Annotated in this window: 23 protein-coding genes; 3 read left to right on the top strand and 20 right to left on the bottom strand. The window is 63.7% G+C overall.

All coding sequences use genetic code 11. The features are described 5' to 3' along the window. Positions 1 to 161 precede the first annotated feature (161 nt). The gene (locus R4P57_RS11545) at positions 162 to 623 is read left to right on the top strand and encodes a metalloregulator ArsR/SmtB family transcription factor (RefSeq protein ID WP_317802994.1); all 462 of its coding nucleotides are present in this window, start codon (positions 162 to 164) and stop codon (positions 621 to 623) included. Next, on the top strand, positions 620 to 1,060 hold the full coding sequence (locus R4P57_RS11550) for a Fur family transcriptional regulator (RefSeq protein ID WP_317802995.1): 441 nt from the start codon (positions 620 to 622) through the stop codon (positions 1,058 to 1,060). The genes R4P57_RS11545 and R4P57_RS11550 overlap by 4 nt, the downstream gene beginning before the upstream one ends. Positions 1,061 to 1,066: 6 nt before the next feature. On the opposite strand, the gene R4P57_RS11555 is transcribed toward R4P57_RS11550, so the two are convergent. Genes R4P57_RS11555 through recO form a run of 4 tightly spaced genes read right to left on the bottom strand, consistent with a single transcriptional unit; the run spans position 1,067 to position 4,131 of the window. Next, on the bottom strand, positions 1,067 to 2,059 hold the full coding sequence (locus R4P57_RS11555; protein WP_317802996.1) for an iron-siderophore ABC transporter substrate-binding protein: 993 nt from the start codon (positions 2,057 to 2,059) through the stop codon (positions 1,067 to 1,069). A 51-nt stretch (positions 2,060 to 2,110) separates the two neighbouring features. Next, positions 2,111 to 2,530, bottom strand: coding sequence for a hypothetical protein (locus R4P57_RS11560; protein ID WP_317802997.1), 420 nt, complete (start codon positions 2,528 to 2,530; stop codon positions 2,111 to 2,113). Next, positions 2,523 to 3,341 carry an isoprenyl transferase gene (locus tag R4P57_RS11565; RefSeq protein ID WP_121869510.1) on the bottom strand — a complete coding sequence of 273 codons (819 nt, stop codon included), beginning with the start codon at positions 3,339 to 3,341 and terminating at the stop codon, positions 2,523 to 2,525. The genes R4P57_RS11560 and R4P57_RS11565 overlap by 8 nt, the downstream gene beginning before the upstream one ends. Continuing rightward, positions 3,298 to 4,131 (bottom strand): DNA repair protein RecO, encoded by an 834-nt coding sequence (gene recO / locus R4P57_RS11570; protein WP_008715506.1) that lies wholly within the window; start codon positions 4,129 to 4,131, stop codon positions 3,298 to 3,300. Before recO ends, R4P57_RS11565 begins: the two co-directional genes overlap by 44 nt. A gap of 72 nt (positions 4,132 to 4,203) precedes the next feature. Between recO and R4P57_RS11575 the strand changes: the two genes are divergently transcribed. After that, positions 4,204 to 5,625, top strand: a complete 1,422-nt coding sequence (locus tag R4P57_RS11575) for an amidase (RefSeq protein WP_317802998.1) — start codon at positions 4,204 to 4,206, stop codon at positions 5,623 to 5,625. Positions 5,626 to 5,703: 78 nt separating this feature from the next. Here the strand turns inward: R4P57_RS11575 and R4P57_RS11580 are convergent, their stop codons facing one another. The 16 genes from R4P57_RS11580 to R4P57_RS11655 form a co-directional block, all read right to left on the bottom strand. Further along, on the bottom strand, positions 5,704 to 6,438 hold the full coding sequence (locus R4P57_RS11580) for an urease accessory protein UreD (RefSeq protein ID WP_317802999.1): 735 nt from the start codon (positions 6,436 to 6,438) through the stop codon (positions 5,704 to 5,706). Beyond that, a complete protein-coding gene (gene ureG / locus R4P57_RS11585; RefSeq protein ID WP_317803000.1) occupies positions 6,435 to 7,049 on the bottom strand; it encodes an urease accessory protein UreG in 615 nt (204 codons plus the stop codon). The genes R4P57_RS11580 and ureG overlap by 4 nt, the downstream gene beginning before the upstream one ends. After that, positions 7,046 to 8,764, bottom strand: coding sequence for an urease subunit alpha (ureC, locus tag R4P57_RS11590; protein WP_317803001.1), 1,719 nt, complete (start codon positions 8,762 to 8,764; stop codon positions 7,046 to 7,048). The genes ureG and ureC overlap by 4 nt, the downstream gene beginning before the upstream one ends. After that, entirely contained in the window at positions 8,761 to 9,417 is a 657-nt protein-coding gene (gene ureB, locus R4P57_RS11595) for an urease subunit beta (protein WP_317803002.1), read from the bottom strand. The genes ureC and ureB overlap by 4 nt, the downstream gene beginning before the upstream one ends. A gap of 34 nt (positions 9,418 to 9,451) precedes the next feature. Beyond that, positions 9,452 to 10,117 (bottom strand): urease accessory protein UreF, encoded by a 666-nt coding sequence (locus R4P57_RS11600; protein ID WP_317803003.1) that lies wholly within the window; start codon positions 10,115 to 10,117, stop codon positions 9,452 to 9,454. Then, a complete protein-coding gene (locus R4P57_RS11605) occupies positions 10,114 to 10,581 on the bottom strand; it encodes an urease accessory protein UreE (protein ID WP_317803004.1) in 468 nt (155 codons plus the stop codon). Before R4P57_RS11605 ends, R4P57_RS11600 begins: the two co-directional genes overlap by 4 nt. 1 nt (position 10,582) lies before the next feature. After that, on the bottom strand, positions 10,583 to 11,998 hold the full coding sequence (locus R4P57_RS11610) for an amidase (protein WP_317803005.1): 1,416 nt from the start codon (positions 11,996 to 11,998) through the stop codon (positions 10,583 to 10,585). A 35-nt stretch (positions 11,999 to 12,033) separates the two neighbouring features. Further along, on the bottom strand, positions 12,034 to 12,231 hold the full coding sequence (locus R4P57_RS11615) for a hypothetical protein (RefSeq protein WP_317803006.1): 198 nt from the start codon (positions 12,229 to 12,231) through the stop codon (positions 12,034 to 12,036). Then, the gene (locus R4P57_RS11620; RefSeq protein WP_317803008.1) at positions 12,228 to 13,667 is read right to left on the bottom strand and encodes an amidase; all 1,440 of its coding nucleotides are present in this window, start codon (positions 13,665 to 13,667) and stop codon (positions 12,228 to 12,230) included. The genes R4P57_RS11615 and R4P57_RS11620 overlap by 4 nt, the downstream gene beginning before the upstream one ends. Beyond that, on the bottom strand, positions 13,657 to 13,848 hold the full coding sequence (locus R4P57_RS11625; protein WP_317803009.1) for a hypothetical protein: 192 nt from the start codon (positions 13,846 to 13,848) through the stop codon (positions 13,657 to 13,659). Before R4P57_RS11625 ends, R4P57_RS11620 begins: the two co-directional genes overlap by 11 nt. Beyond that, positions 13,845 to 14,690 (bottom strand): ATP-binding cassette domain-containing protein, encoded by an 846-nt coding sequence (locus tag R4P57_RS11630; protein ID WP_317803010.1) that lies wholly within the window; start codon positions 14,688 to 14,690, stop codon positions 13,845 to 13,847. The genes R4P57_RS11625 and R4P57_RS11630 overlap by 4 nt, the downstream gene beginning before the upstream one ends. Then, complete coding sequence (locus R4P57_RS11635) at positions 14,677 to 15,567, bottom strand: ABC transporter ATP-binding protein (protein ID WP_317803011.1); 891 nt, start codon at positions 15,565 to 15,567, stop codon at positions 14,677 to 14,679. Before R4P57_RS11635 ends, R4P57_RS11630 begins: the two co-directional genes overlap by 14 nt. Further along, positions 15,567 to 16,508, bottom strand: coding sequence for an ABC transporter permease (locus R4P57_RS11640; protein WP_317803012.1), 942 nt, complete (start codon positions 16,506 to 16,508; stop codon positions 15,567 to 15,569). Before R4P57_RS11640 ends, R4P57_RS11635 begins: the two co-directional genes overlap by 1 nt. Further along, complete coding sequence (locus tag R4P57_RS11645; protein WP_317803013.1) at positions 16,505 to 17,464, bottom strand: ABC transporter permease; 960 nt, start codon at positions 17,462 to 17,464, stop codon at positions 16,505 to 16,507. Before R4P57_RS11645 ends, R4P57_RS11640 begins: the two co-directional genes overlap by 4 nt. Continuing rightward, positions 17,461 to 19,074, bottom strand: a complete 1,614-nt coding sequence (locus R4P57_RS11650; protein WP_317803014.1) for an ABC transporter substrate-binding protein — start codon at positions 19,072 to 19,074, stop codon at positions 17,461 to 17,463. Before R4P57_RS11650 ends, R4P57_RS11645 begins: the two co-directional genes overlap by 4 nt. Positions 19,075 to 19,425: 351 nt before the next feature. Continuing rightward, positions 19,426 to 20,151, bottom strand: coding sequence for a response regulator transcription factor (locus R4P57_RS11655; protein ID WP_317803015.1), 726 nt, complete (start codon positions 20,149 to 20,151; stop codon positions 19,426 to 19,428). Between the last annotated feature and the right edge of the window lie 50 nt (positions 20,152 to 20,201).

Consider the following 20,201-nt stretch of genomic DNA (forward strand, 5'->3'; position numbering starts at 1 on the left):
ACATCGTGTAAGAGGTGACGTGGGCGGTTTTCGCCCTGATCAGACTATCTGGCTCGGCGGTCGAATCCGAACAGCGGTCGAGTGCGGAAGTTGACATGCGTACCTGTGCATATCACAATGAATACGATTTGCAATAACAACTACTGCACTAACCTGATGCCATGACGTCGATCGTGCAGGGAGAGTCCGCCGGCAACGAACCGGCGACCGAAGGAGCCGCAACCGTGTCCACGGACTCGACAGTGGAAGCAAGTTCGCCCCACAGACAGGACCCCGAGCATCCGTTGCACTCCGGCGATCCGTTCGCCGTCGCTCCCCCGGCTCACATCCCGCCGAAGGAGACTCTGACTGCGGCGGGCGACATCCTGCGGGCACTCGCGGCCCCGGTGCGCATCGCCATCGTGCTGCAGCTGCGCGAGTCCGAGCGGTGCGTCCACGAACTCGTCGTCGCCCTCGGTGTCACTCAACCGTTGATCAGCCAGCACCTTCGGGTACTCAAGGCAGCGGGCGTGGTGCGCGGAGAACGCAACGGACGCGAGGTCCTGTACCGACTGGTCGACGATCACCTCTCCCATATCGTCGTCGACGCCGTGGCCCACGCCGAGGAAGGCCGGAACCTGTGACCGACAAGTCCACCGATACCGCCGCACCCAGACGACCCGTCGCCATCGGAGTGCGGGCCACCAAGCAGCGCAGTGCGATCTCGGATCTGCTCGACACCATCGAAGAGTTCAAGTCCGCCCAGGATCTGCACGACGAATTGCGCAAGCGTGGTGAGGGTATCGGCCTCACCACGGTGTATCGCACCCTCCAGACCTTGGCCGACGCCGGGACGGTCGACGTACTGCGGACCGACAACGGCGAGTCGGTCTACCGGCGCTGCTCCTCCGGACATCACCATCACCTGGTGTGCCGCTCGTGTGGTTTCACCGTCGAGGTGGAAGGGCCAACCGTCGAGAAGTGGTCGCAGAGTGTCGCCGAATCCAACGGCTTCAGCGACGTGAGCCACACGATCGAGATATTCGGCACGTGCAGTCAGTGCAGCGCTGCCGCGCAGTGAAGCCGCTCAGGCGACGGCGTCCGCCACGCGAGGTACCAATGCGTCGATCGCGAACGGAATCGACAGCACCGAGTTGTACGTGATCGCTCCACGCTGATCGGTGGACAACGGAACGATCGCGTCGCCACGTGCAGCATCGAGCGTTCCGAAGATCGGATTCTCGGCCACCACGTCGATGTCGTCGCCGGTACCGAGATAGAGCACCAGGTCCGCGTCGAGCATCGAGATGTTCTCGGCCCCGACCGGAACGAAGAAGTTGGTGCCGTCGTCCTCGGCGCGGATCGCTTCCGGGACCTCGAAGCCCAGCGAGGTGACGAATGTGCCGCGGGCATCACCGGGCAGAAATGCACCGAACTGGCCGTCGTACGGAAGCACCACTGCTGCTGTCTTGCCCGCGAACTCGGGATGTTCAATTCGAACCTGCTCCAGCGCATCGCTGGTCTGCGTGTTCAACTCCTCGCCGCGGTCGCCTTCACCCATCGCGCGAGCAATGGTGTCGGTGGCCACCTCACGATCGACGGCATAGGCAGCCGATCCTGCAGGTCGGGCGACCGTCGGCGCGATGCCGCTGAGCCTGTCGTACGTCGCCTCGTCGAAACCCGCGTTGAGTCCGGTGATGAGATCCGGCGCCAGAGACGCGATCAGCTCGAAGTTCGGCTCGGACTCCGAGCCCAGCAGCGTCAACGGCGCGTCACCGACCAACTCGTCGGTCCACGGACCCAGTCCGGTCTCGTAGAACGTGTACCCGGTGTTGCCGACGGGAACGGTGCCGAGGGCGATGACGGCATCGGCGTCGGACACCCCGAGCGTGACGATGCGCGTTGGCTTCTCGGCAATGGTCGTGCTGCCGTAGATGTGATCGATGACGACCGGGAATGCACCGTCCGCCGACTGCGTCCCCGAATTCTCGGAATCTGCGGTCGAACAGGCCGTCACCGATGCACCGAGGACGATCACCGACGCTATTGCCGTCAGGAACCGGGTCAACCGCACTGTCATTGCATCCGCCTCTACTGGAAAAGTAAGTACAGGCAAACCTTAGCTGACCGATCAGGGCAACAGACCCTCGCGCGCCTTTTCGACTCCGGCGAGTACCAGGATCAGCATCGTCAGCATTGCCTCGTCATCCAGACCGTTCGCCGGAAAGGTGTAGCGCAGCAACACATCTGCGAGCTTGTCGTGGGTGTTGACCGAGATGGCACCGAACTGCGAATCGGCATTGCGGTCGGCAACTTTCTTGTGCAGAGCGGCCTTGAGCGGACGATCCCAGGCCAACACCGCGGTGAGCGAGAGCACTTCGAGTTCGGGTGAGAGTCGAACGGCACGCAGTGAGCACAGAGCGCCCGCGTAGTCGAAACCGAGAGATCCCTCGTCACCGAGCGTGACCGTCGCGAACTGCGAGAGCGCCAACTGGGCACGGGCCTGCAACGAAAGCCCCTCGTCAGGCGTGCCGTTCGCGTTGTCACTCATACTTGACTCCACCGAATCGTCGGTCCCGCGAGGCGTATTCGATGCACGCCTCCCACAGATCCCGACGGTCGAAATCCGGGAAGAGCTTCTTCTGGAACACGAACTCCGCGTAGGCGGACTGCCACAGCAGGAAGTTCGACGTCCGCTGCTCCCCCGACGGACGCAGAAACAGATCCACGTCGGGCATATCCGATTCGTCGAGGTACTTGGCGACTGTGGCCTCGGTGATCTTCTCGGGGTTCAGCTTGCCCGCGGCCACCTGTCGAGCGATTTCCCTTGTGGCATCGGCAATCTCGGCCCGGCCACCGTAGTTGACGCACATCGTCAACGTCATCACGGTGTTGCGTTTCGTCAACTCCTCGGCCACTTCGAGTTCCTTGATGACGCTGCCCCACAACCTCGGTCGACGGCCGGCCCAGCGAACTCGGACGCCCATCTCGTTCATCTCGTCGCGTCGACGACGAATGACGTCGCGGTTGAAGCCCATCAGGAACTTGACCTCGTCGGGACTGCGCTTCCAGTTCTCCGTCGAGAATGCGTATGCGGACAACCACTGCACCCCGATCTCGATGCACCCGCACACGGTGTCCATGAGCACCGCTTCGCCCTGCTCGTGCCCCGCGGTACGCGGCAGGCCGCGGTCCTGTGCCCACCGGCCGTTGCCGTCCATCACCAGCGCGACGTGGCGAGGGATGAGTTCGGGCTGCAGGATCGGCGGCCGAGCGCCCGAGGGATGCGGATCGGGAGGGCGCACTGCCGACTGTTCGTCAGGCCGGGGTTGCGGCTCTCGTCGTCGAATCACGGTCCCCATCCTGCCCGACGGTGTCGGCGAACACGGAGTCAGGTTGCGCCAGCGGGACCTGATGCGGGTGCGAGCGTTCGATGAGCGGAAGTGTGCGCAACTGTCGTTCCAGATGCCATTGCAGATGCGCCGCCACCAGTCCACTGGCCTGCTTGCGAACGGCATCGGAGGTTGTGACGGTGTAGTCCCACTCCCCCCGCTCGAGTGCGACCATCAGATCGAGAACCCCTGTCGACGGCGTCGCCGATCCCGGCGGACGGCAATGCACACATACGGCTCCACCGGCAGCGACATGGAAAGCTCGATGTGGCCCTACCGCTGCGCACCGCGCGCAGTCGGTCAGTGCGGGAGCCCATCCGGCGAAACCCATCGCGCGCAGCAGGTATGCGTCGAGCACCAGCTCGGGAGGCCGCACGTGTTGCGCGAGGGCACGCAGGGCACCGACGGTCAGCTGATGCAGCCGCTGCGCGGGTGCATGCTCTTCGCCTGCCAGCCGTTCGGCAGTTTCGAGGACCGCACAGCCGGTGGTGTAGCGACCGTAGTCGGCCACGATGTCTCCACCGAACGCATCGACCGTGTGCACCTGGGTGACGATGTCGAGGTTGCGTCCCGGATAGAGCAGAACGTCGATGTGCGCAAACGGTTCCAGCCGCGCACCGAACTTGGATTTGGTGCGGCGAACCCCTTTGGCGACGGCCCGCACGATTCCGTTCTCCCTGGTCAACAACGTGACGATGCGATCGGCCTCACCCAGCTTGTGCTGGCGCAGGACGACTGCGTTGTCACGGTATGGCCTCACGTGATCCAGTGTCCCACGCGCGCAGCGGCGGTGACCGTTCCCGCGCTGACGAGATGTCGATACTGTGCAGACGTGGATTTTCATCGGTCGACTCTCGTTGCTCAAGCCGCCGCTCTCGCGTCGGGTCGCATCACCTCGGTACAGGCGGTCGCCGAATCGCTCGATCGCATCGAGAAGAGCCAACCCACGCTCAATGCGTTCCGCCTCGTGCGCCGCAGCGCCGCCCTCGCCGAGGCAGCCGAAGCGGATCGGCTGCGCGCCGCCGGGGACGCCGCTCCCCTGCTCGGCGTTCCCGTTGCCGTCAAGGACGACGTGGACGTCACGGGCGAACCGACCGCCTTCGGTTGTGCGGGCGACTTTCCACCTGCCGCCACGGATTCGGAGGTGGTGCGCAGACTGCGTGCGGCCGGAGCGGTCATCGTCGGAAAGACCAACAGCCCGGAACTCGGCCAGTGGCCGTTCACCGGCGGCACCTTCGGGCACACCCGCAATCCATGGGACCGCGAGCGCACTCCCGGCGGCTCCTCGGGCGGCAGTTCTGCCGCAGTGGCTGCCGAATTGGTCTCTGCCGCTCTGGGTTCCGACGGTGCCGGCTCGGTGCGAATTCCGGCCTCCTGGACGAATCTCGTGGGGATCAAACCGCAACGCGGACGCATATCGTCGTGGCCGGAGCCCGAGGCGTTCAACGGCATCACCGTCATCGGCCCCCTCGCGCGCACCGTGGCCGACGCGGCACTGCTCCTCGACGTCGTCTCGGGTAGTCATGACGGAGATCTGCATCGTCCCGCTCCGCTGACCGTCTCCGACGCCGTCGGGCGCGATCCCGGTTCACTACGGATTGCGCTCAGCCTGCGCAAGCCGTTCATTCCGACGCCCGCCCCGCTGGACCCCGAGATCGTCGGTGCCGCGTACGAGATGTCGGCGGTCCTGCGATTGCTCGGACACCGAGTGGTCGTCGATGACCCCGCCTACGGAATGTTGTTGGGGCTCAACTTCTTACCGCGATCGCTGGCCGGCGTGGCGACCTGGCTCGATCGCCTGCCCGATCCCTCCCTCGCCGACCCGAGGACCCGAGCCAATGCCAAGAGCGGCCGGGCTCTCGCCGGAGCGCCGCTGCGCGCAGCACGCGCCGCCGAGCCGCGCATCGGCCGGCGCATCGGCCGGTTCTTCGACGAGTACGACATCGTGCTCGCCCCGACGACGGCCACCCCGCCGCCCCGAATCGAGGCCATCGACGGCATCTCCAACGCCGATACCGATCGGGTCATCACCGAGCATTGCCCGTACACCTGGCCGTGGAACGTCCTCGGCTGGCCGAGCGTCAACGTGCCCGCAGGATTCACCGCCGGCGGCCTCCCCATCGGCCTACAACTGATGGGGCACGAATCCTCTGAGCCGCTACTGGTGTCGGTCGCCGCTCAACTCGAGAACGTGCTGCAGTGGCACCGCAAGCGCCCCGATCCCTGGTGGACCCAGGTGAGCGAAACTTCGTAGTCTGCTACGAGACAGGAGTGGAGCCTGCGGAACGACCGGTGGGTCCAGCCGTGCATAGGGCACGGCCTGGGCAGATCGTCACCGGACCAGCCGCACCGTCCGGTCGAGAGCCGTCCGCAACGCACCGCCCTCCTCTGCGGCCATTCGCACGGCATGGCCGACGCCGTTCGGAAGCTCCGTGACAACCATGTGAACACCGTCCACGTCCGACAACGACGGCACGGTCGCTGCCGACCCCAGGACGTAGACGGTGCCGAACGCGCGAAGCGAGCGCGGCCACAGGCTCGAATCGAGCAGCTGGGCATCGACCATCAGGGGTTCCTGACCCTCGACGCAACGAAGCCGGACGGTGGAGCTGATGCTGCCGACGTCGCCCGCGGTCAGCTCGGGATGCAACACGAAGGCGTCCACGACGACTGCGGACCCGTCGCCGATCTCCACGTCGGTCAGTTGCGCGAAATGCGCATGCCGCGTGAGGATTCTGGGCTCGGTGCAATGAATCAATCGACCGTCGCCCCGCAACCGCAGAACCGTCGACTCGGTCGCCGCTGCACCGCCTGGCTTTCCCGTCACCAGCATCGCGCCCTGGCCGAGAACCTGTACATACGCGCCCGAGCCGACGTCCACACGTTGCTCGATCACATCGCCGGGGTGGATCGATGCCCCCGAGTTCTGAACGATCACAGAACCAGAACCGGGATGCGGCCCGGGAAACATGCGCCCCACCGACTGCGGCCAGCGGTAGCGCTTTCTGTCGAACACCGTCCGTCCGTCCACCGCTTCGAAGGACAGATCCAGAGACCGCGAGATCACACGAACAACACATCGCGATCGAGCTGCGCCACCACTGCGGCGATGCCGTCGCCCGTGCGGGCATTGGTGGACACGATCGGCTTGCCGCCGCGCACAAGCTCCGCCTCGCGCAGTAGCAACTCGAGATCCACGCCGACGTACGGGGCGAGATCGATCTTGTTGACCACCAACAGATCACACCGAACCACACCGGGGCCTCGCTTACGGGGGATGTCGTCTCCGCCGGCCACGTCGATCACGAAGATCCAGTAGTCGACCAGATCCCGAGAGAAGGTGGACGCCAGATTATCTCCGCCACTTTCGAGCAGGATCACCTCGGTGTTCGGAAACTGCGCCTCCAACTCGTCGGCGGCCGCGATGTTCAGCGATGGGTCCTCGCGAATCACGGTGTGCGGACATCCGCCCGCCTCCACCGCCCGTACCCGTGCCGGGTCGATAAGGCCGCTGCGCTTGACTCGTTCGGCGTCCTCGGCCGTGACGAGATCGTTCGTGATGACCGAGATCGATCGATCTGCAGCGCCGAAGACGGCGATGAGCTGCTCGACGAGGGCGGTCTTTCCTGATCCGACGGGCCCGCCTATCCCGATACGTGCTGCACGTCGGTCGTTCATCGGAGCAGGTACCTCCTCGAGAAGGGGACGCTGGTCGCAGGTTCGCCGGTCAGCAGTACCCCGTCTGCCCTGACCTCGAAGGTTCGTGGATCGACCTCGACCACCGGAAGCGCCGAGTTGCGCACCATGTCGGATTTGCGCAAGCCCCGAACCGACGCGATGGGGACGACGCGTTTTCGCAGACCCAGCTGCTCCGCGATGCCGGCGTCGAGGGCGAGCGAGGACATGAAGACCATGCCGAGTTCGGCGGATGCCGCCCCGAGCGCACCCCAATTGGGCCGACTCACCACCGGTTGTGAACGCGAAATGCTGCCCGCCGCATCGCCGAGTGCGGCCCACGCGACAAAGCCGTTCTTCATGACCACCTCGGGTTTGACGCCGAAGAAGGCCGGTGACCACAGGACGAGATCAGCCACCTTGCCCACTTCGACGGACCCGATGTACCCGGCGGCACCGATCGAGATAGCTGGATTGACAGTCAATTTCGCGATATACCGCTTGACTCGCTCGTTGTCGGCCGCCTCGGTCGTCTCTTCCGGCAATCGTCCCACCCGCTGCTTCATCACATCCGCCAGTTGCCAACAATTGGCGATGTTCTCGGCCACGCGACCCATTCCCTGTGTGTCGCTTCCGAAGATGGAGATCGCGCCCATGTCGTGCAGGAAGTCCTCGGCGACCATCGTCTGCGGACGAATGCGCGCTTCGGCGAACGCCACGTCCTCCGGTGCCTGCCAGTTCATGTTGTGCGCGGCCATCGTCATCGGTATGCCCTCGTCGAGCGCGTACGCGGTGTACGGGTTGGTGGGGTTCGTCGATGCAGGTATGACGTTGTCGTATCCAACGCATCGGATGAGGTCGGGTGCGTGGCCTCCGCCTGCACCTTCGACGTGATACATGTGGATCGTCCGGTCGCCGATGGTGTTCATGGTTGTCTCGGCGAACCCGAACTCGTTGATCGAGTCGGTATGCAGATGCACGGCGAAGTCCGCGGAATCTGCTGCGCGAAGGGTCTTGTCGATCACCGCGGGTGATGCGCCGAAGTCTTCGTGAATCTTGACCGCACCTGCACCTGCTGCCACCGATTCCAGTACCGCTCGCTCGTCGGACGCACCTCTGCCGAAGGCGACGAAGTTCATCGGTGTGTGCTCACCAGCTTGGAGGAACAGTCCGAGATTGCGCGCGCTTCCGGTTCCCACCTCGAACGCCGGGCCGGGTGAGCCTCCGATCAGGGTGGTTGTCCCGGTGGCCAGCGCGTGTTCGCTCTGCTGTGGAGAGATCAGGTGAGCGTGGGTTTCGATGGCACCGGCCGTGACGATCAGCCCCGCCGCCGGTATCGGTGTGGTCATGTGTCCGACGACCATGCCCTCGGTGACGTCGGGCATCACATCGGGATTGCCTGCTTTGCCTATACCGGCGATGAGGCCACCGCGAATACCGATGTCGGCCTTGATTACTCCCTGCACCGCATCGATCACCGTGGCCCCGATGAACACGTAATCGAGTGCGCCGTCCGATGCCGTCGACGTAGGCCGGTACCCCTCCCCGTCACGCACGTTCTTTCCCGCCCCCGCCAGCAGCTCGTACCCGGGCGTGGTCAGATCACGCTCGATCTCCACGAACAGAGACGAATCTGCGAGCCGAATCCGGTCTCCGACCGTCGGGCCGAACATCCGCACATAAGAGGCCCTGTCGATCGCGATGTCGTCGTTGCTCACGAGGGAGATCCCGCCGTCGCATCCTCGTTCGAGTCCAGCGGACCGTCGACAAGTCCCCGAAAGCCGTGCACCACTCGGTCACCCGAGATCGGAACCAGGCGTGCGACGACGAACATTCCGGGCTCGAATCTCACACCCGCACCCGAGGCCACCGCCAGCCTGCGTCCCCACGCCGCGCGCCGATCGAATTCCAGGGACTCGTTGGCTTCGAAGAAGTGTGTCTGACTGCGTACTTGAACGTCGCGATCTCCCCTGTTGACGACGGTGACTGTGGTGATCTCGGAACTGCCGAACAGCACGACCGGCCGATCGGCCACGATGATCTCGCCGGGAACGACATCGTCCGCCGAGGGCGCGATCGGGTCGACCACGGTGATCAGCTTCGTGCCCTCGGCGAACGGCGCGTCCACCATGATCATGTCCACCATCGCCGCAACTCCGGCCTGAACCTGCGCCGCGGTCAGCAGGTGACCGGCGTGGTCGATCACCTCCTCGAAGCTCAGATCCTTGCGGGCAGCGAGCAGGATCTCGTCGGTCAGGTACGCGACCGCCTCGGGATGCGAGAGACGAACACCGTCGCGGAGATTTCGCCGGGCGAACTCGGCTGCCGTGAAGATGGTCAACCGCTCGCTCTCGGTAGGAGTGAGGTTCACGCTCGAATTCCGTTCTCGTGTAGAGGTATGGACGTCAATTGGCGAACAGCCGCGCGCCATCGCTTCGCCGCTGAGCCGAGATATCTGCGAATGCAGTGAAGGAATGCAGGTTCGCCGCGTCAGCGGGAGGTCGGTCGGTCAGCAGATGGGCGATCGCCGGCTCGAGATCGGCCAGGATGCGCTGTGCACCGAGGTGCCCCACGATGCCCAGCCTCAGGCCCGCACCGGCGATCCCCGAGACCGCCTGCCAGGCACTGACCGTTTCCGCCGACGCCAGTGACAACCCCGCCGCGCGGAAGCACAGCGCCTGGGCCACCGGAAGATGACCTGGAACGGCCCCGGACAGAACGGACCGACGGTAGTCGGACACATCCTCGTGACCGAGAGCGGCGAACGTCCCCAATACAGCTGCCCCCGCCCTACGCGAGGCTTCGCGCAGCACCGACATGGTGCTGTGCGCCTCGCACCGGCGGTCGGCCACCTCGGCGGACCCGTGAGGCCATGCCGCCCTCAACACTCGGCGATCGACGGTGTTCCAACGCCCGATCACCTGCTCGCGCACGAATTCCTTCATTCCCGACTCGTCGGTCACGAATCCGTCGCGATACGAACCTTCGAGTCCCGACGAGAAAGCGAATCCACCCGAGGGAAATGCACTGTCGCCCAGACGCAGCGTCATCAGCACCTCGGAGACCGTCACTGCGACTGCACTTCCACCGATCCAACGGCGACGAGCTCGGCGATTCGGTTCAGGTAGTCGTCCACCTCACCTTGCATCGACACCTCGACGACGTCGTCGGTCATGGAGGATTTCCAATGCAGGTGGCCGGCGAGAAAACCGAGCCGGAGTCCCGCCGACACCGAGGTTGCGCGCAACACCAGTACTCGGGGCTCGCCTGCGCGGACCACCACTGCACGCTCGGACTCGAGCAGCAGCACCGAACCATCCTGCACCCGATGCTCGCGACCGAGTGCGATGCGATAGTCACGCCCGGCATCGGAGCTCACACGAAGTCGAGTCCGATCCATGTCCTCCGCCGGGATGTGTACGTATTCGACGAAACCGCTGTGCCGTAGCCGGTGAAGGTGCTCCGCGAGAGCCGGATCGGACTCGTGCCCGACGATCGACTCGACCACGGGCCCCTCGATGTCGGCGGACGTCACGTCACCGAACCGCGCTGCTCGCCGTGACGACGGGCGCGATTCGACCGACTACATCGGATGACTGCTCCAGCGCGTAACCCACCCTCAGTATATCGGCCTCGCAGAACGGCTTTCCGATGATCTGAACGCCGATCGGCAAGCCCCCGGCCGAGAACTCCGCAGGTACCTGCAGTGCGGGAAGACCAGTCACGTTCGCCGGGGCGGACATTCGCGAGTACGCACTGGTCGAACCCTCCACGGTTCCATCATCCCAGTGGAAGAAGGGATCGCTGCGTAGCGATGCGACACCGGGAACGGTCGGGGCCAGCAACACGTCGATCGTCGAGTACATGTCCCTCCATGCCTCCTGAATTCGCGTACGCAGGCGGACCGCATTGATGTAATCGGTCGCGAGAATCGCCTCGCCCGCTTCGACCAACGTTCGCACTTCGTCGGTGAACAGTTCCGGCGACTGCCGCGTCGAATCCATATGATAGGCACTGGCTTCGGCGGTCAGAATCGCCCACTCCACCGGCAGGACGTACTCTGCGAGCGGGACCTCGACCTCTACCAGGATCGCGCCGAGTCGTTCGAGCGCTTCTGCGGCGCGATGCGCAACTTCGGTGACTTCCGGCTGAACGTTGTGGGTGTAGAAGTTCGACGGTATGCCGATTCGAGTCCCGGCGACTCCGTCCGTGATACCCGCGAGGAAATCGGGAACCGGCATGTCGACGGACGCCGGGTCGCGTCGGTCGTAGCCCGACATCGCGCCCAGCACCAGTCCCGCGTCGGAGACGTTGCGCGTCAACGGTCCGACGTGATCGAGAGACCAGGACAGTGATGCGACCCCAGCGCGGGACGCTCGTCCGAACGTGGGCTTGAGGCCGACCACCCCACAGACACCGGCAGGGATTCTGATCGATCCTCCTGTATCGCTTCCCAGCGCGACGTGCACCACGCCCGCGCCGACCGCGGCACCGGAACCGCCGCTGGAGCCACCTGGCGTGCGGGTGACGTCCCACGGATTTCCTGCGGTCGGAGTCGTTGCTCCGTAGGCGAATTCGTGTGTCTGGGTCTTACCGACCAGAATCATTCCCGCGTCGTACAGCTTGGCCACCGACGCGCTGTCGGCCGTCGGCACGTTCGCGGCACGCTGCGCGGAACTGGACGTCGTCAGGATCCCCGCGGTGTCGTACAGGTCTTTGACGCCGAGCGGAATGCCGTGCAGGGCACCGCGGTACCGGCCGGCTGCGATCTCTCGCTCCGCTTCGGCTGCTCGAGTCAACGCTTGGTCACCCGTGACCGTGACAAAGGCCGTGATTGCAGGCTCCACCTCGTCCAGACGGTCGAGGGCCGACTGGGTGACTTCGACGGGCGATACCTCCCCGGTGCGGATCTTGTCGGCCACCTCGGTGAGGGAAAGTTCGTACAACTGCATGCTGGTGGTCCTTTCGTACGACGAGTGAGTGCTGATCAGGTCCAGGAGGCCTTGAATGCCGCTGCGGGAACGGTTTCTCCGATACCGGTCACGCTTGCCTTGCGAATGAGTTCCAGCGTGCTGCGGTACACCTCGAACTTCTCCTCGAGCCGCGCCGGCTCGATGTCGAGTCCCGCGTATTCGAAGACTGCTGCCAACTGTTCACGGGTGGGGTCGAAGTCCTGTGCGCTCATTGTTCGGTTCTTCCTCTCGAAGTGATGACAGGTACCGCTGCGGCACTGTCGGTCAGGGATTGGTATGCATTGCCCACCGCCAGAGCGAGAGCCTCCTGGAACGGTGGAGTCATGATCTGAAGTCCGATCGGCAATCCTGTCGAATCGAATCCGGCGGGCACCGTCAAAGCCGGCATGCCGGTCACGTTGGCCGGCACCGTCAGCGCATTCAGGCCGTTGAGTATGTCGATCTCTCGTTCTGCCAACGCCATTCGAGATGCACCGAACGATGGTGCAGTCGTGGCGATGGTCGGTGACAGTAACGCGTCCACCGATCCGAACATCCGATGCATGCCGCCGAGTACGACCGACCGTGCTCGTTGCGCATCGACGTAGGCGACACCGCTGTGGAGATGACCCACCCGCAGCGCATCGATCACATCGGATCCGAACAGATCCGGGCGTTCGTTGGCGCGAGCCTGGTGCACCGATGCGGCCTCCACGGAGGCGATGACGCCGACGATGTCGGGACAGAGCTCGACGCCGTCGAAACTCACGGGAACGATGGTGGCACCCGCAGCTTCGAGTGCCCGGACAGCATTCTCGAACGCCGCTGCCACGTCGGGATCGAGACGGTCGGTGAAGTAGCGTTCGCTGACCCCGAGACGCAGGCCCTTCACCCCTCGGTCGAGCAGTGCGGTGTAGTCCGGAACTTCGACCGCAGCGCTGTACGGGTCGCCAGGGTCGTGTCCCGCCAGCACACCGAGCATCGACGCGCAGTCGGCGACCGTCGTCGTCAACGGGCCTGCATGGTCGAGCGTCCAGCTCAGTACCGTCACTCCACGCTTGCTGATCCGGCCGTACGTGGCCTTCATTCCGGTGACTCCGCACAGTGCAGCCGGTATCCGTATGGACCCACCGGTATCGGTTCCCATCGCGGCGGGGACGAGCCGCGCTGCAACGGCAGCACCCGATCCGCCGCTCGACCCTCCAGGCACTCGATCGAGCGCCCACGGGTTACGTGTCGGCGGTGTGTTGACCCCGTACGCGTACTCGTGCGTTGTGGTCTTGCCGAGCAGGATGGCATCGGCCGCCCGGAGACGTGCAACGGTCTCGGAATCTCGCTGCGCCGGAGCATCCGATGACGCGAGAGAGCCCGATCGCGTGGGGAGACCGTCTACGTCGTAGAGATCCTTGACGGCGAAGGGCACGCCTCGCAACGGGCCTCCTGGTTCTCCGCGGCGAATCGAATCACGTTGGCGCTCGGCTACTGTCCTGGCCTGCGCGGTGTTCACCACGACGAACGACTCGAGGTCGTCGTCCACCTCGTCGATCCGGGCGAGGTATGCATCGACAACGGCAACCGGGTCAAGAGCACCGGACTCGACTCGGCGGTGAATATCTGCGATCGAGGCGGTGAGTGGGTCGAACTCGCGGCGGGTACTGTCAGCAGTCATCACAGCTCTTGTTCATGGTCAACTGCAGTGGAATCGGTGTGTCGACGGTCAATGCGGACGCGAGACGGTGTGCCGACTCGATCGCCGCCGACGCTGCGGCGTCGGCCAGAGTTCCGCCGACGATCGCGGCAGATACCGAGCGTGATTCCAATGCTGCTGCTGCCCAGCGCTGTTCGATCATCGTGTCAGTCCGAGCGTCGGCTCGAGTACTGCATCGACGAGGGTGCGGGTGATATCGGTGCGTGGATCGGTCAGCAGCTCGTCCACGGGCCCGGATTCGACCAGCTTTCCGCGAGCCAACACGCCGGCGCGATCGCACATGTGCTCCACCAGCGCCAGATTGTGCGTGATGAGAAGCAGCGTCAGTCCGCGTTCGGCTTGTAGGTCCTTGAGCAGGTTGAGTATTTGGGCCTGGACCGAAACGTCCAGAGCTGCGGTCGGCTCGTCGAGAACGATGAAGTCGGGATCGGTGATCAGAGCGCGCGCGATACCGAGACGTTGCCGCTGGCCGCCCGAGAATTCGTGAATGTAGCGGTCGTAGTGGGACGGTTCCATACCCACTCGATCGAACATCTCGAGCACCAAGGGCCGGATATCTCTCTTGGCCGCGAGGGCAAAGCGTTCGAGCGCATAGCCGACCTGGGATCCGACGCTACGTCGCGGGTTGAACGCGGAGCCCGAATCCTGGAAGACGATCTGCATGTTCTTGCGGTAGCGACGCATGTCCAGCGAGCTGAGTGCCGCGATGTCGTTGCCGTCGAACAGAACCGAACCGGACGTCGCCGCTTCGAGGGCGAGCACCATGCGACCGGTCGTCGTCTTGCCCGAGCCGGATTCTCCGATCAATCCGAACGTTTCACCCCGCCCGATGTCGAAACTGACATCGTCGACCGCCACGAAATCCGCCATGGATCGTCCATCGCCTCGAACCCGATAGACCTTACGCAGATCACGGACCGAGACCAGGGGTAGTTTGCCGGCCGACGAGATGGTCGATGCCTTCGATCGGTCACGCTGAGACATTGCTCTTTCCCCCTTCGGAGATCGAATCGTGTGAGAACTCGAACAACCGGCGGCTCGAGCGCGGGATCGCTCGTTCGGCTGCCGACAAGCGCAATTTGGGAACCGCGTTCATCAGCCCCTGGGTGTAAGGGTGCTGTGGCCGCTCGAGAATATCTGCGCGCGTGCCGGTTTCGACGATTCGCCCGTGCCGCATGACGGTGACCTCGGAGCACACATGGGCGACGACGCCGAAGTCGTGGGTGACGATCAGTATCGCGGTGCCGAGCTCGCGGTTGATGTCCAGCAGCAGATCGAGGATCTGCTTCTGCACTGTGGCATCGAGTGCCGTTGTCGGCTCGTCCGCCAGCAGCAGTTCGGGCCGGCAAGCCAGCGCTATCGCGATGACGACTCTCTGGCGTTGTCCACCGCTGAGTTCGTGCGGATACGCCTTCATTCTTCTCACCGCATCCGGCAGTGCCACGAGTTCGAGCGCTTCCAGCGCCGTTCTACGCGCGGTCTTTGCATCGACGTTCTGATGCAAGCGAATGACCTCGACCAGTTGAGCACCGATCGCGAACGACGGGTCGAGCGCGCTGAGGGCATTCTGCGACACCAGTCCGATGTGACCACCGCGAATCTTGCGCATGCCTCGCTGGTCCTTCTCCAGCAGGTTCTCCCCACGAAAGAAAATGCGTCCGCGGCTGATTCGGGCGCGCCCGGATCCGAGAAGACCGAGGACGCTGAGCGAGGTGACGCTCTTGCCTGATCCCGACTCGCCGACCAGCCCTCGGATCTCCCCCGGTTCGACCGAAAGGTCGACGTTCTCGACCGCGTGCACCACGCCACCGTCGGTATGGAAATCGACGCTCAGGTCTTCGATTCTCAACAATGCGGTCATCAGCTCGTCTGCTTTCTCGGATCGAGGGCGTCGCGGATTCCGTCGCCGACGAGGTTGAACGACAGGGCAACGAGAAGGATGACGATGCCCGGGATGGTGGCGATGTGATAGATGCCTTCGAGGAGCACGCTGGAGCCGTCGGAGGTCATGATTCCCCAGTCCGCTGTGGGCGGTACGACGCCGACACCGAGGAAGCTCAGTCCGGCAGCGACGACGATCATCAAGCCGCACAACGTGGTTGCGTACACGGTGAGGTTGGCCACGACGTTGGGAGCAAGCTCTCGGAACATCAGATGACCGACGTTTGCGCCGTAGGCCCGCGCTGCCTCGATGTATTCCTTGCCCGATTCCTGCACTGTCGCGGTGTATGCCACCCGCGCCATGTACGGCACCAGGGTGATTCCGATGGACAGCATCACGTTGGCGAGTCCGGCACCGAGAACTGCCGACAGCGCAATCGCCAGCAGCACGAGTGGAAAGGCGAACAGGACGTCGAGAATGCGCATCAGCAATTCGCCTGCCCTGCTTCGCTTGTAGCCGGCGAACAGCCCGATCATCAACGCGATCGGGAAGACCACCAGTACCGGCACCACTGCCACGACGAGGGAGTTGCGCCCGCCGTAGAGCAGCCGGGAAAGAATGTCCCGCCCTTGCCCGTCCAGGCCGAGTGGATGCCCTTCGGTGCCGATCCCGGCGAGTCTGTTCACCGGATCACCCATGGTCGGGCTGTACGGGGTCAGCAACGGCGCACAGATCGACGCAAGTACCACCAGCAGCAGGAACACCGCTGACGCTACCGCGATCCTGTCCCGGCCGAAGGCGCGTAAGCCGAGCCTCCAGGCCGAGGCCGGAGTCGCCGCTTCCGTGGTCGACGGAGCCGTCGAAGGTCGTCGAGACACTCTGCGACCGGACCGAGCATCGATGCTGACGGATGCGTTCATGCCGAGACCTTCTTCCGTGAGCGCGGATCGAGAAGCCCGACCGCCGTGTCGGCGACGAGATTGATGACGACGAATGCCAGCGCGATGAACAGCACCCCGGCTTGCACGACGGGAATGTCTCGCTGTGTGATCGACGTGTAGAGCTGTTGCCCCAGGCCCGGCCACCCGAATACGACTTCGACGAAGACCACGCCGCCGAGCAGGTAGCCGACCTGCAGACCGATGACGGTGACGATCGGCGGCAGCGCATTGCGCAGTCCGTGTCGCCACAGCACCGACTGTTCCGACAATCCCGACGCCCTGAGCGTGCGAATGTAGTCCTGCTGCAACACATCCACCATCACCGAGCGTGACATGCGGGCGACTACTGCCAGCGGCACCAGAGCCGCCGCGACCGCCGGTAGCACCAGGTGGGTGAGCATGTCCCCCAGACCTCCTGGGCTTCGACTGTTGTACATGCCCGAGGTGGGGAACACCCCGAGACGTATCGAGAAGAAGCCGATCAACACGAGCCCGAACCAGTAGACGGGCACACTCGCTCCGGCGAGCGCAGCGAACATGGCGATTCGATCGAACACACTGTTCTGCTTGCGGGCCGCCGCAATTCCGAGCGGAACGCCGATGATCACGCACAGCACCAGAGCGGCGAACGTGAGGATGATCGTGTTCCACAGCCGAGGCACCATGATCTCCGACACCGGTTTGTTCACCGTCAACGAGCGACCGAAATCACCCTGCAGCAAGCCGCCCATGTAGTCGAAGTATTGAATCGGTAGCGAGCGATCGAGGCCGAGCTCGGTGCGCACCGCAGCGACCGACTCTGCAGTAGCACCGGATCCGAGAATGGTCAGCGCCGGATCTCCGGGAACCAACTGCAGCAGCATGAAGACGATCAGGCTGACTCCGAACAGAACCAGGATCGTGGACAGCAGGCGATGTGCCACCGTACGCATCATTGTTCGAGCCTCACTTCTTTCAGGTCGTACCATTCCTCGCTGGGCGAGACGAATCCGGATACGTACGGGGCCAACACATAGGGGGCCTTGTCGTTCACCACCGGAGCCAGCGCTGCATCCTCGGTCACGATGTCGTTTGCTTGGCGCCAGAAGTCGTTGGCGACGTCCTCGTCGGTCGCTCGGATGGCTTGATCCATCACCGCGTCGAGTTGGGGGTTGGAGTAGTACCCCACGTTTACTCCGTTGGGAGACTGCAACTTCGAGGACGTGACGATGTACAGCCAGTACGGCGTCGTCATACCCCACGACATCTGGGCCATACCGACACCGGGCTTCATGCCCTGCGCCCACGTACCGAGATACGAAATCCATTCCTGCGTCTGGATTTCCATGTCGATTCCGATCTCGGCGAGATTCTGCTGCAGATATTCCGCCATCTGCGTCGGAATGATCTGACCCGAGCCGTCCACAGAGGTGATGAGGGTCGTCTCGAAGCCGTCCTGCAGTCCGACCGAAGCCAGCAACTCCTTCGCCTTCGCGATATCCCGCGTGTAGGCGTCGGTCCGCTCGACGTACGCGCCGTTGGCCGGCGCTTGAACACCGTAGGCGGGGTTGACACTTCCGCGAAGGAGATCGTCTGCCATTCCGTCCCGATCGACAGCCAGGTTGATTGCTTGACGTACCTCTTTGATCGCCATGTTCGGGTCCTGCATGTTGAACGAGAGGTACCACACGTGCGGCGGTGTACCCTCCGACAGCTGGTAGCCCTCGCTCACCAAGTTGTCGATACTGTCCGGGCTCGGTACCGCGATCATGTCGACATCGCCGCTGCGCAGCGCAGCCACCCGCGCCGACGCGTCCGGCAGGGGCCGGAACACCACGCCCGAGATCGAGGGCTTCGTGCCCCAGTAGTCGTCGTTGCGTACCAGGCTGATTCGCTCACCACGAATCCTCTCGTCGAAGACGAACGGCCCGGTACCCACGGGGTGGTCGCCGACGTCGTCGCCGTAGGTCTCGATCGACGCCGGGCTCATGATCGCCGTCGAGCCGTTTCCGCCCTGCGCGAGCATGCGAAGAAAGGGCGAGAACGGTTGGGACTCGGTCACGACGAGCGTGTACTGGTCGACGGCCTGGACATCGGCCGTGTTCTGCCAGATGAAGTTCGTCTGACCCGCCGCCTTGGCTGAATATTGCGGAGCCGTCTTGTCCCACATGCGCCGGAAGTTGTATTCGACTGCCTCGGCATCGAGCAACGTTCCGTCGTGGAACGTGACGCCCTCACGAATGTGGAACGTGTAGGTGAGTCCGTCCTCCGACACGTCCCAGGAGTCGGCCAAGCCAGGCTCGAGAGCGGGTACAGCCGCCTCCGAAGACGGTGTTCGCAGATCTTCGGTCACCAGCGGCTCGAAAATCTGTTGGTTGATTCGCCAGCTGACCCACCCGCCGGCTACTTGGGGATCGAGAACGTCGGCCTCGGACTCGATTGCCACCACGAACGTATTGCCGGTCTCTACGTCTGCGGCACTGCTGGCACTGCACGCCGAGAGCGCGCTCAGGGCAAGCACTGCGACAGCGGCGACGATCGCTCTCGGACGTCGCCGGTTCGACATGCGCGGCATCATGCGGTGGCCGTTCTGACAGCCATTTTCATGGGAGATGTTCCTTCGATCTGAGGATTGACCCGTCTGGAAGGACGCGTTGTCGGGCCCCTGGAGCGGAGCACGAGTCGAGGATTCCGCGTAGTGCGACTTCGAACTGTGCGGATGATCAACGGTAAACAATGGAGTGCGCAGTTCATATACGTCGAAATACGTATCCTTCATGCGCTGAGTCACTGAATTTACCTGTTGCAGCACAACATATTTCGATGCTGTTACGCGGCGGAGTCGATCGACTACACGAAAAACGGCGTCGGTGTCACCGACGCCGTCATGGCGATGCGAGTTGCGCAGTGTTGCGGATCAGCGCAGGGCGGCACGCTGCGAGTCGACGGACCGATCGTCGGAACCCAGACCTAGTTCCGTGGCGTACACCGCAGCGAGGACACGATTGGGAACGCCAAGTTTGCGCAGGATCTTCTCTACGTGAGTGGTGACAGTGCGCGGCGACAGAAAAAGTTGCTCGCCGATCTCGGAGTTGGACATCCCTCGTCGGACACAGTCCAAAATCTGCAACTCACGATGAGTGAGCCGAAAGCGCGCTGCGGAACGACGGTCGAGCGCGTACCCGGTGAATGCCGGCCGCATCCGTTCGAGCAGTTCTTTGCCGGTGCCGGGGAAGTTCTGCTTCTCCACGTTTCCGTGGCACATCCCGATGATCTCTCCGGCGTTGTCGTGCAACAACATCAGCACGCCGTTATTGAAGCCGTGAGGCCGCAGCACTTTGCTCCCGCTGTAGGAAGTGGCGAACCCCGGAACCTCGGTCCAATCGAAGATGAACTCGTGGTTCGAGAACTGCTTCTCGAATTCGGGTCGCGTATCGATGCTGCCGGTCAGGAAATCAGCAACGGTGTCTCCGTATCCACGCTGTCCAACGGTGACGAATCTACCTGCGACGTCATCCTTGTAGGCGAACAGAAAACCGTCGCACTTGCCCTCGAATCTCAGGAAATCGATCGCGCCGTCCATTCGGCGCTTTGCCACCGGTGACGACAGATCCGCCGCCATGGACGCAATATCGAAAGACATGAATCACGTCCTTCCGCTGGAGTTCTCCTGCGCACGGCAGGTCGAGGACG

This window comes from Rhodococcus sp. IEGM 1330 (genome assembly GCF_033142445.1).
GTDB lineage: Bacteria > Actinomycetota > Actinomycetes > Mycobacteriales > Mycobacteriaceae > Rhodococcoides.

Excerpts from the sequence above, each read along its gene's own strand:
- R4P57_RS11545 (WP_317802994.1), top strand. The coding sequence starts at position 162 with ATGACGTCGATCGTGCAGGGAGAGTCCGCCGGCAACGAACCGGCGACC.
- R4P57_RS11555 (WP_317802996.1), bottom strand. The coding sequence starts at position 2,059 with ATGACAGTGCGGTTGACCCGGTTCCTGACGGCAATAGCGTCGGTGATC.
- R4P57_RS11560 (WP_317802997.1), bottom strand. The coding sequence starts at position 2,530 with ATGAGTGACAACGCGAACGGCACGCCTGACGAGGGGCTTTCGTTGCAG.
- R4P57_RS11565 (WP_121869510.1), bottom strand. The coding sequence starts at position 3,341 with ATGGGGACCGTGATTCGACGACGAGAGCCGCAACCCCGGCCTGACGAA.
- ureG (WP_317803000.1), bottom strand. The coding sequence starts at position 7,049 with ATGAACGACCGACGTGCAGCACGTATCGGGATAGGCGGGCCCGTCGGA.
- R4P57_RS11610 (WP_317803005.1), bottom strand. The coding sequence starts at position 11,998 with ATGCAGTTGTACGAACTTTCCCTCACCGAGGTGGCCGACAAGATCCGC.
- R4P57_RS11615 (WP_317803006.1), bottom strand. The coding sequence starts at position 12,231 with ATGAGCGCACAGGACTTCGACCCCACCCGTGAACAGTTGGCAGCAGTC.
- R4P57_RS11620 (WP_317803008.1), bottom strand. The coding sequence starts at position 13,667 with ATGACTGCTGACAGTACCCGCCGCGAGTTCGACCCACTCACCGCCTCG.
- R4P57_RS11625 (WP_317803009.1), bottom strand. The coding sequence starts at position 13,848 with ATGATCGAACAGCGCTGGGCAGCAGCAGCATTGGAATCACGCTCGGTA.
- R4P57_RS11630 (WP_317803010.1), bottom strand. The coding sequence starts at position 14,690 with ATGTCTCAGCGTGACCGATCGAAGGCATCGACCATCTCGTCGGCCGGC.
- R4P57_RS11635 (WP_317803011.1), bottom strand. The coding sequence starts at position 15,567 with ATGACCGCATTGTTGAGAATCGAAGACCTGAGCGTCGATTTCCATACC.
- R4P57_RS11640 (WP_317803012.1), bottom strand. The coding sequence starts at position 16,508 with ATGAACGCATCCGTCAGCATCGATGCTCGGTCCGGTCGCAGAGTGTCT.
- R4P57_RS11645 (WP_317803013.1), bottom strand. The coding sequence starts at position 17,464 with ATGATGCGTACGGTGGCACATCGCCTGCTGTCCACGATCCTGGTTCTG.
- R4P57_RS11650 (WP_317803014.1), bottom strand. The coding sequence starts at position 19,074 with ATGTCGAACCGGCGACGTCCGAGAGCGATCGTCGCCGCTGTCGCAGTG.
- R4P57_RS11655 (WP_317803015.1), bottom strand. The coding sequence starts at position 20,151 with ATGTCTTTCGATATTGCGTCCATGGCGGCGGATCTGTCGTCACCGGTG.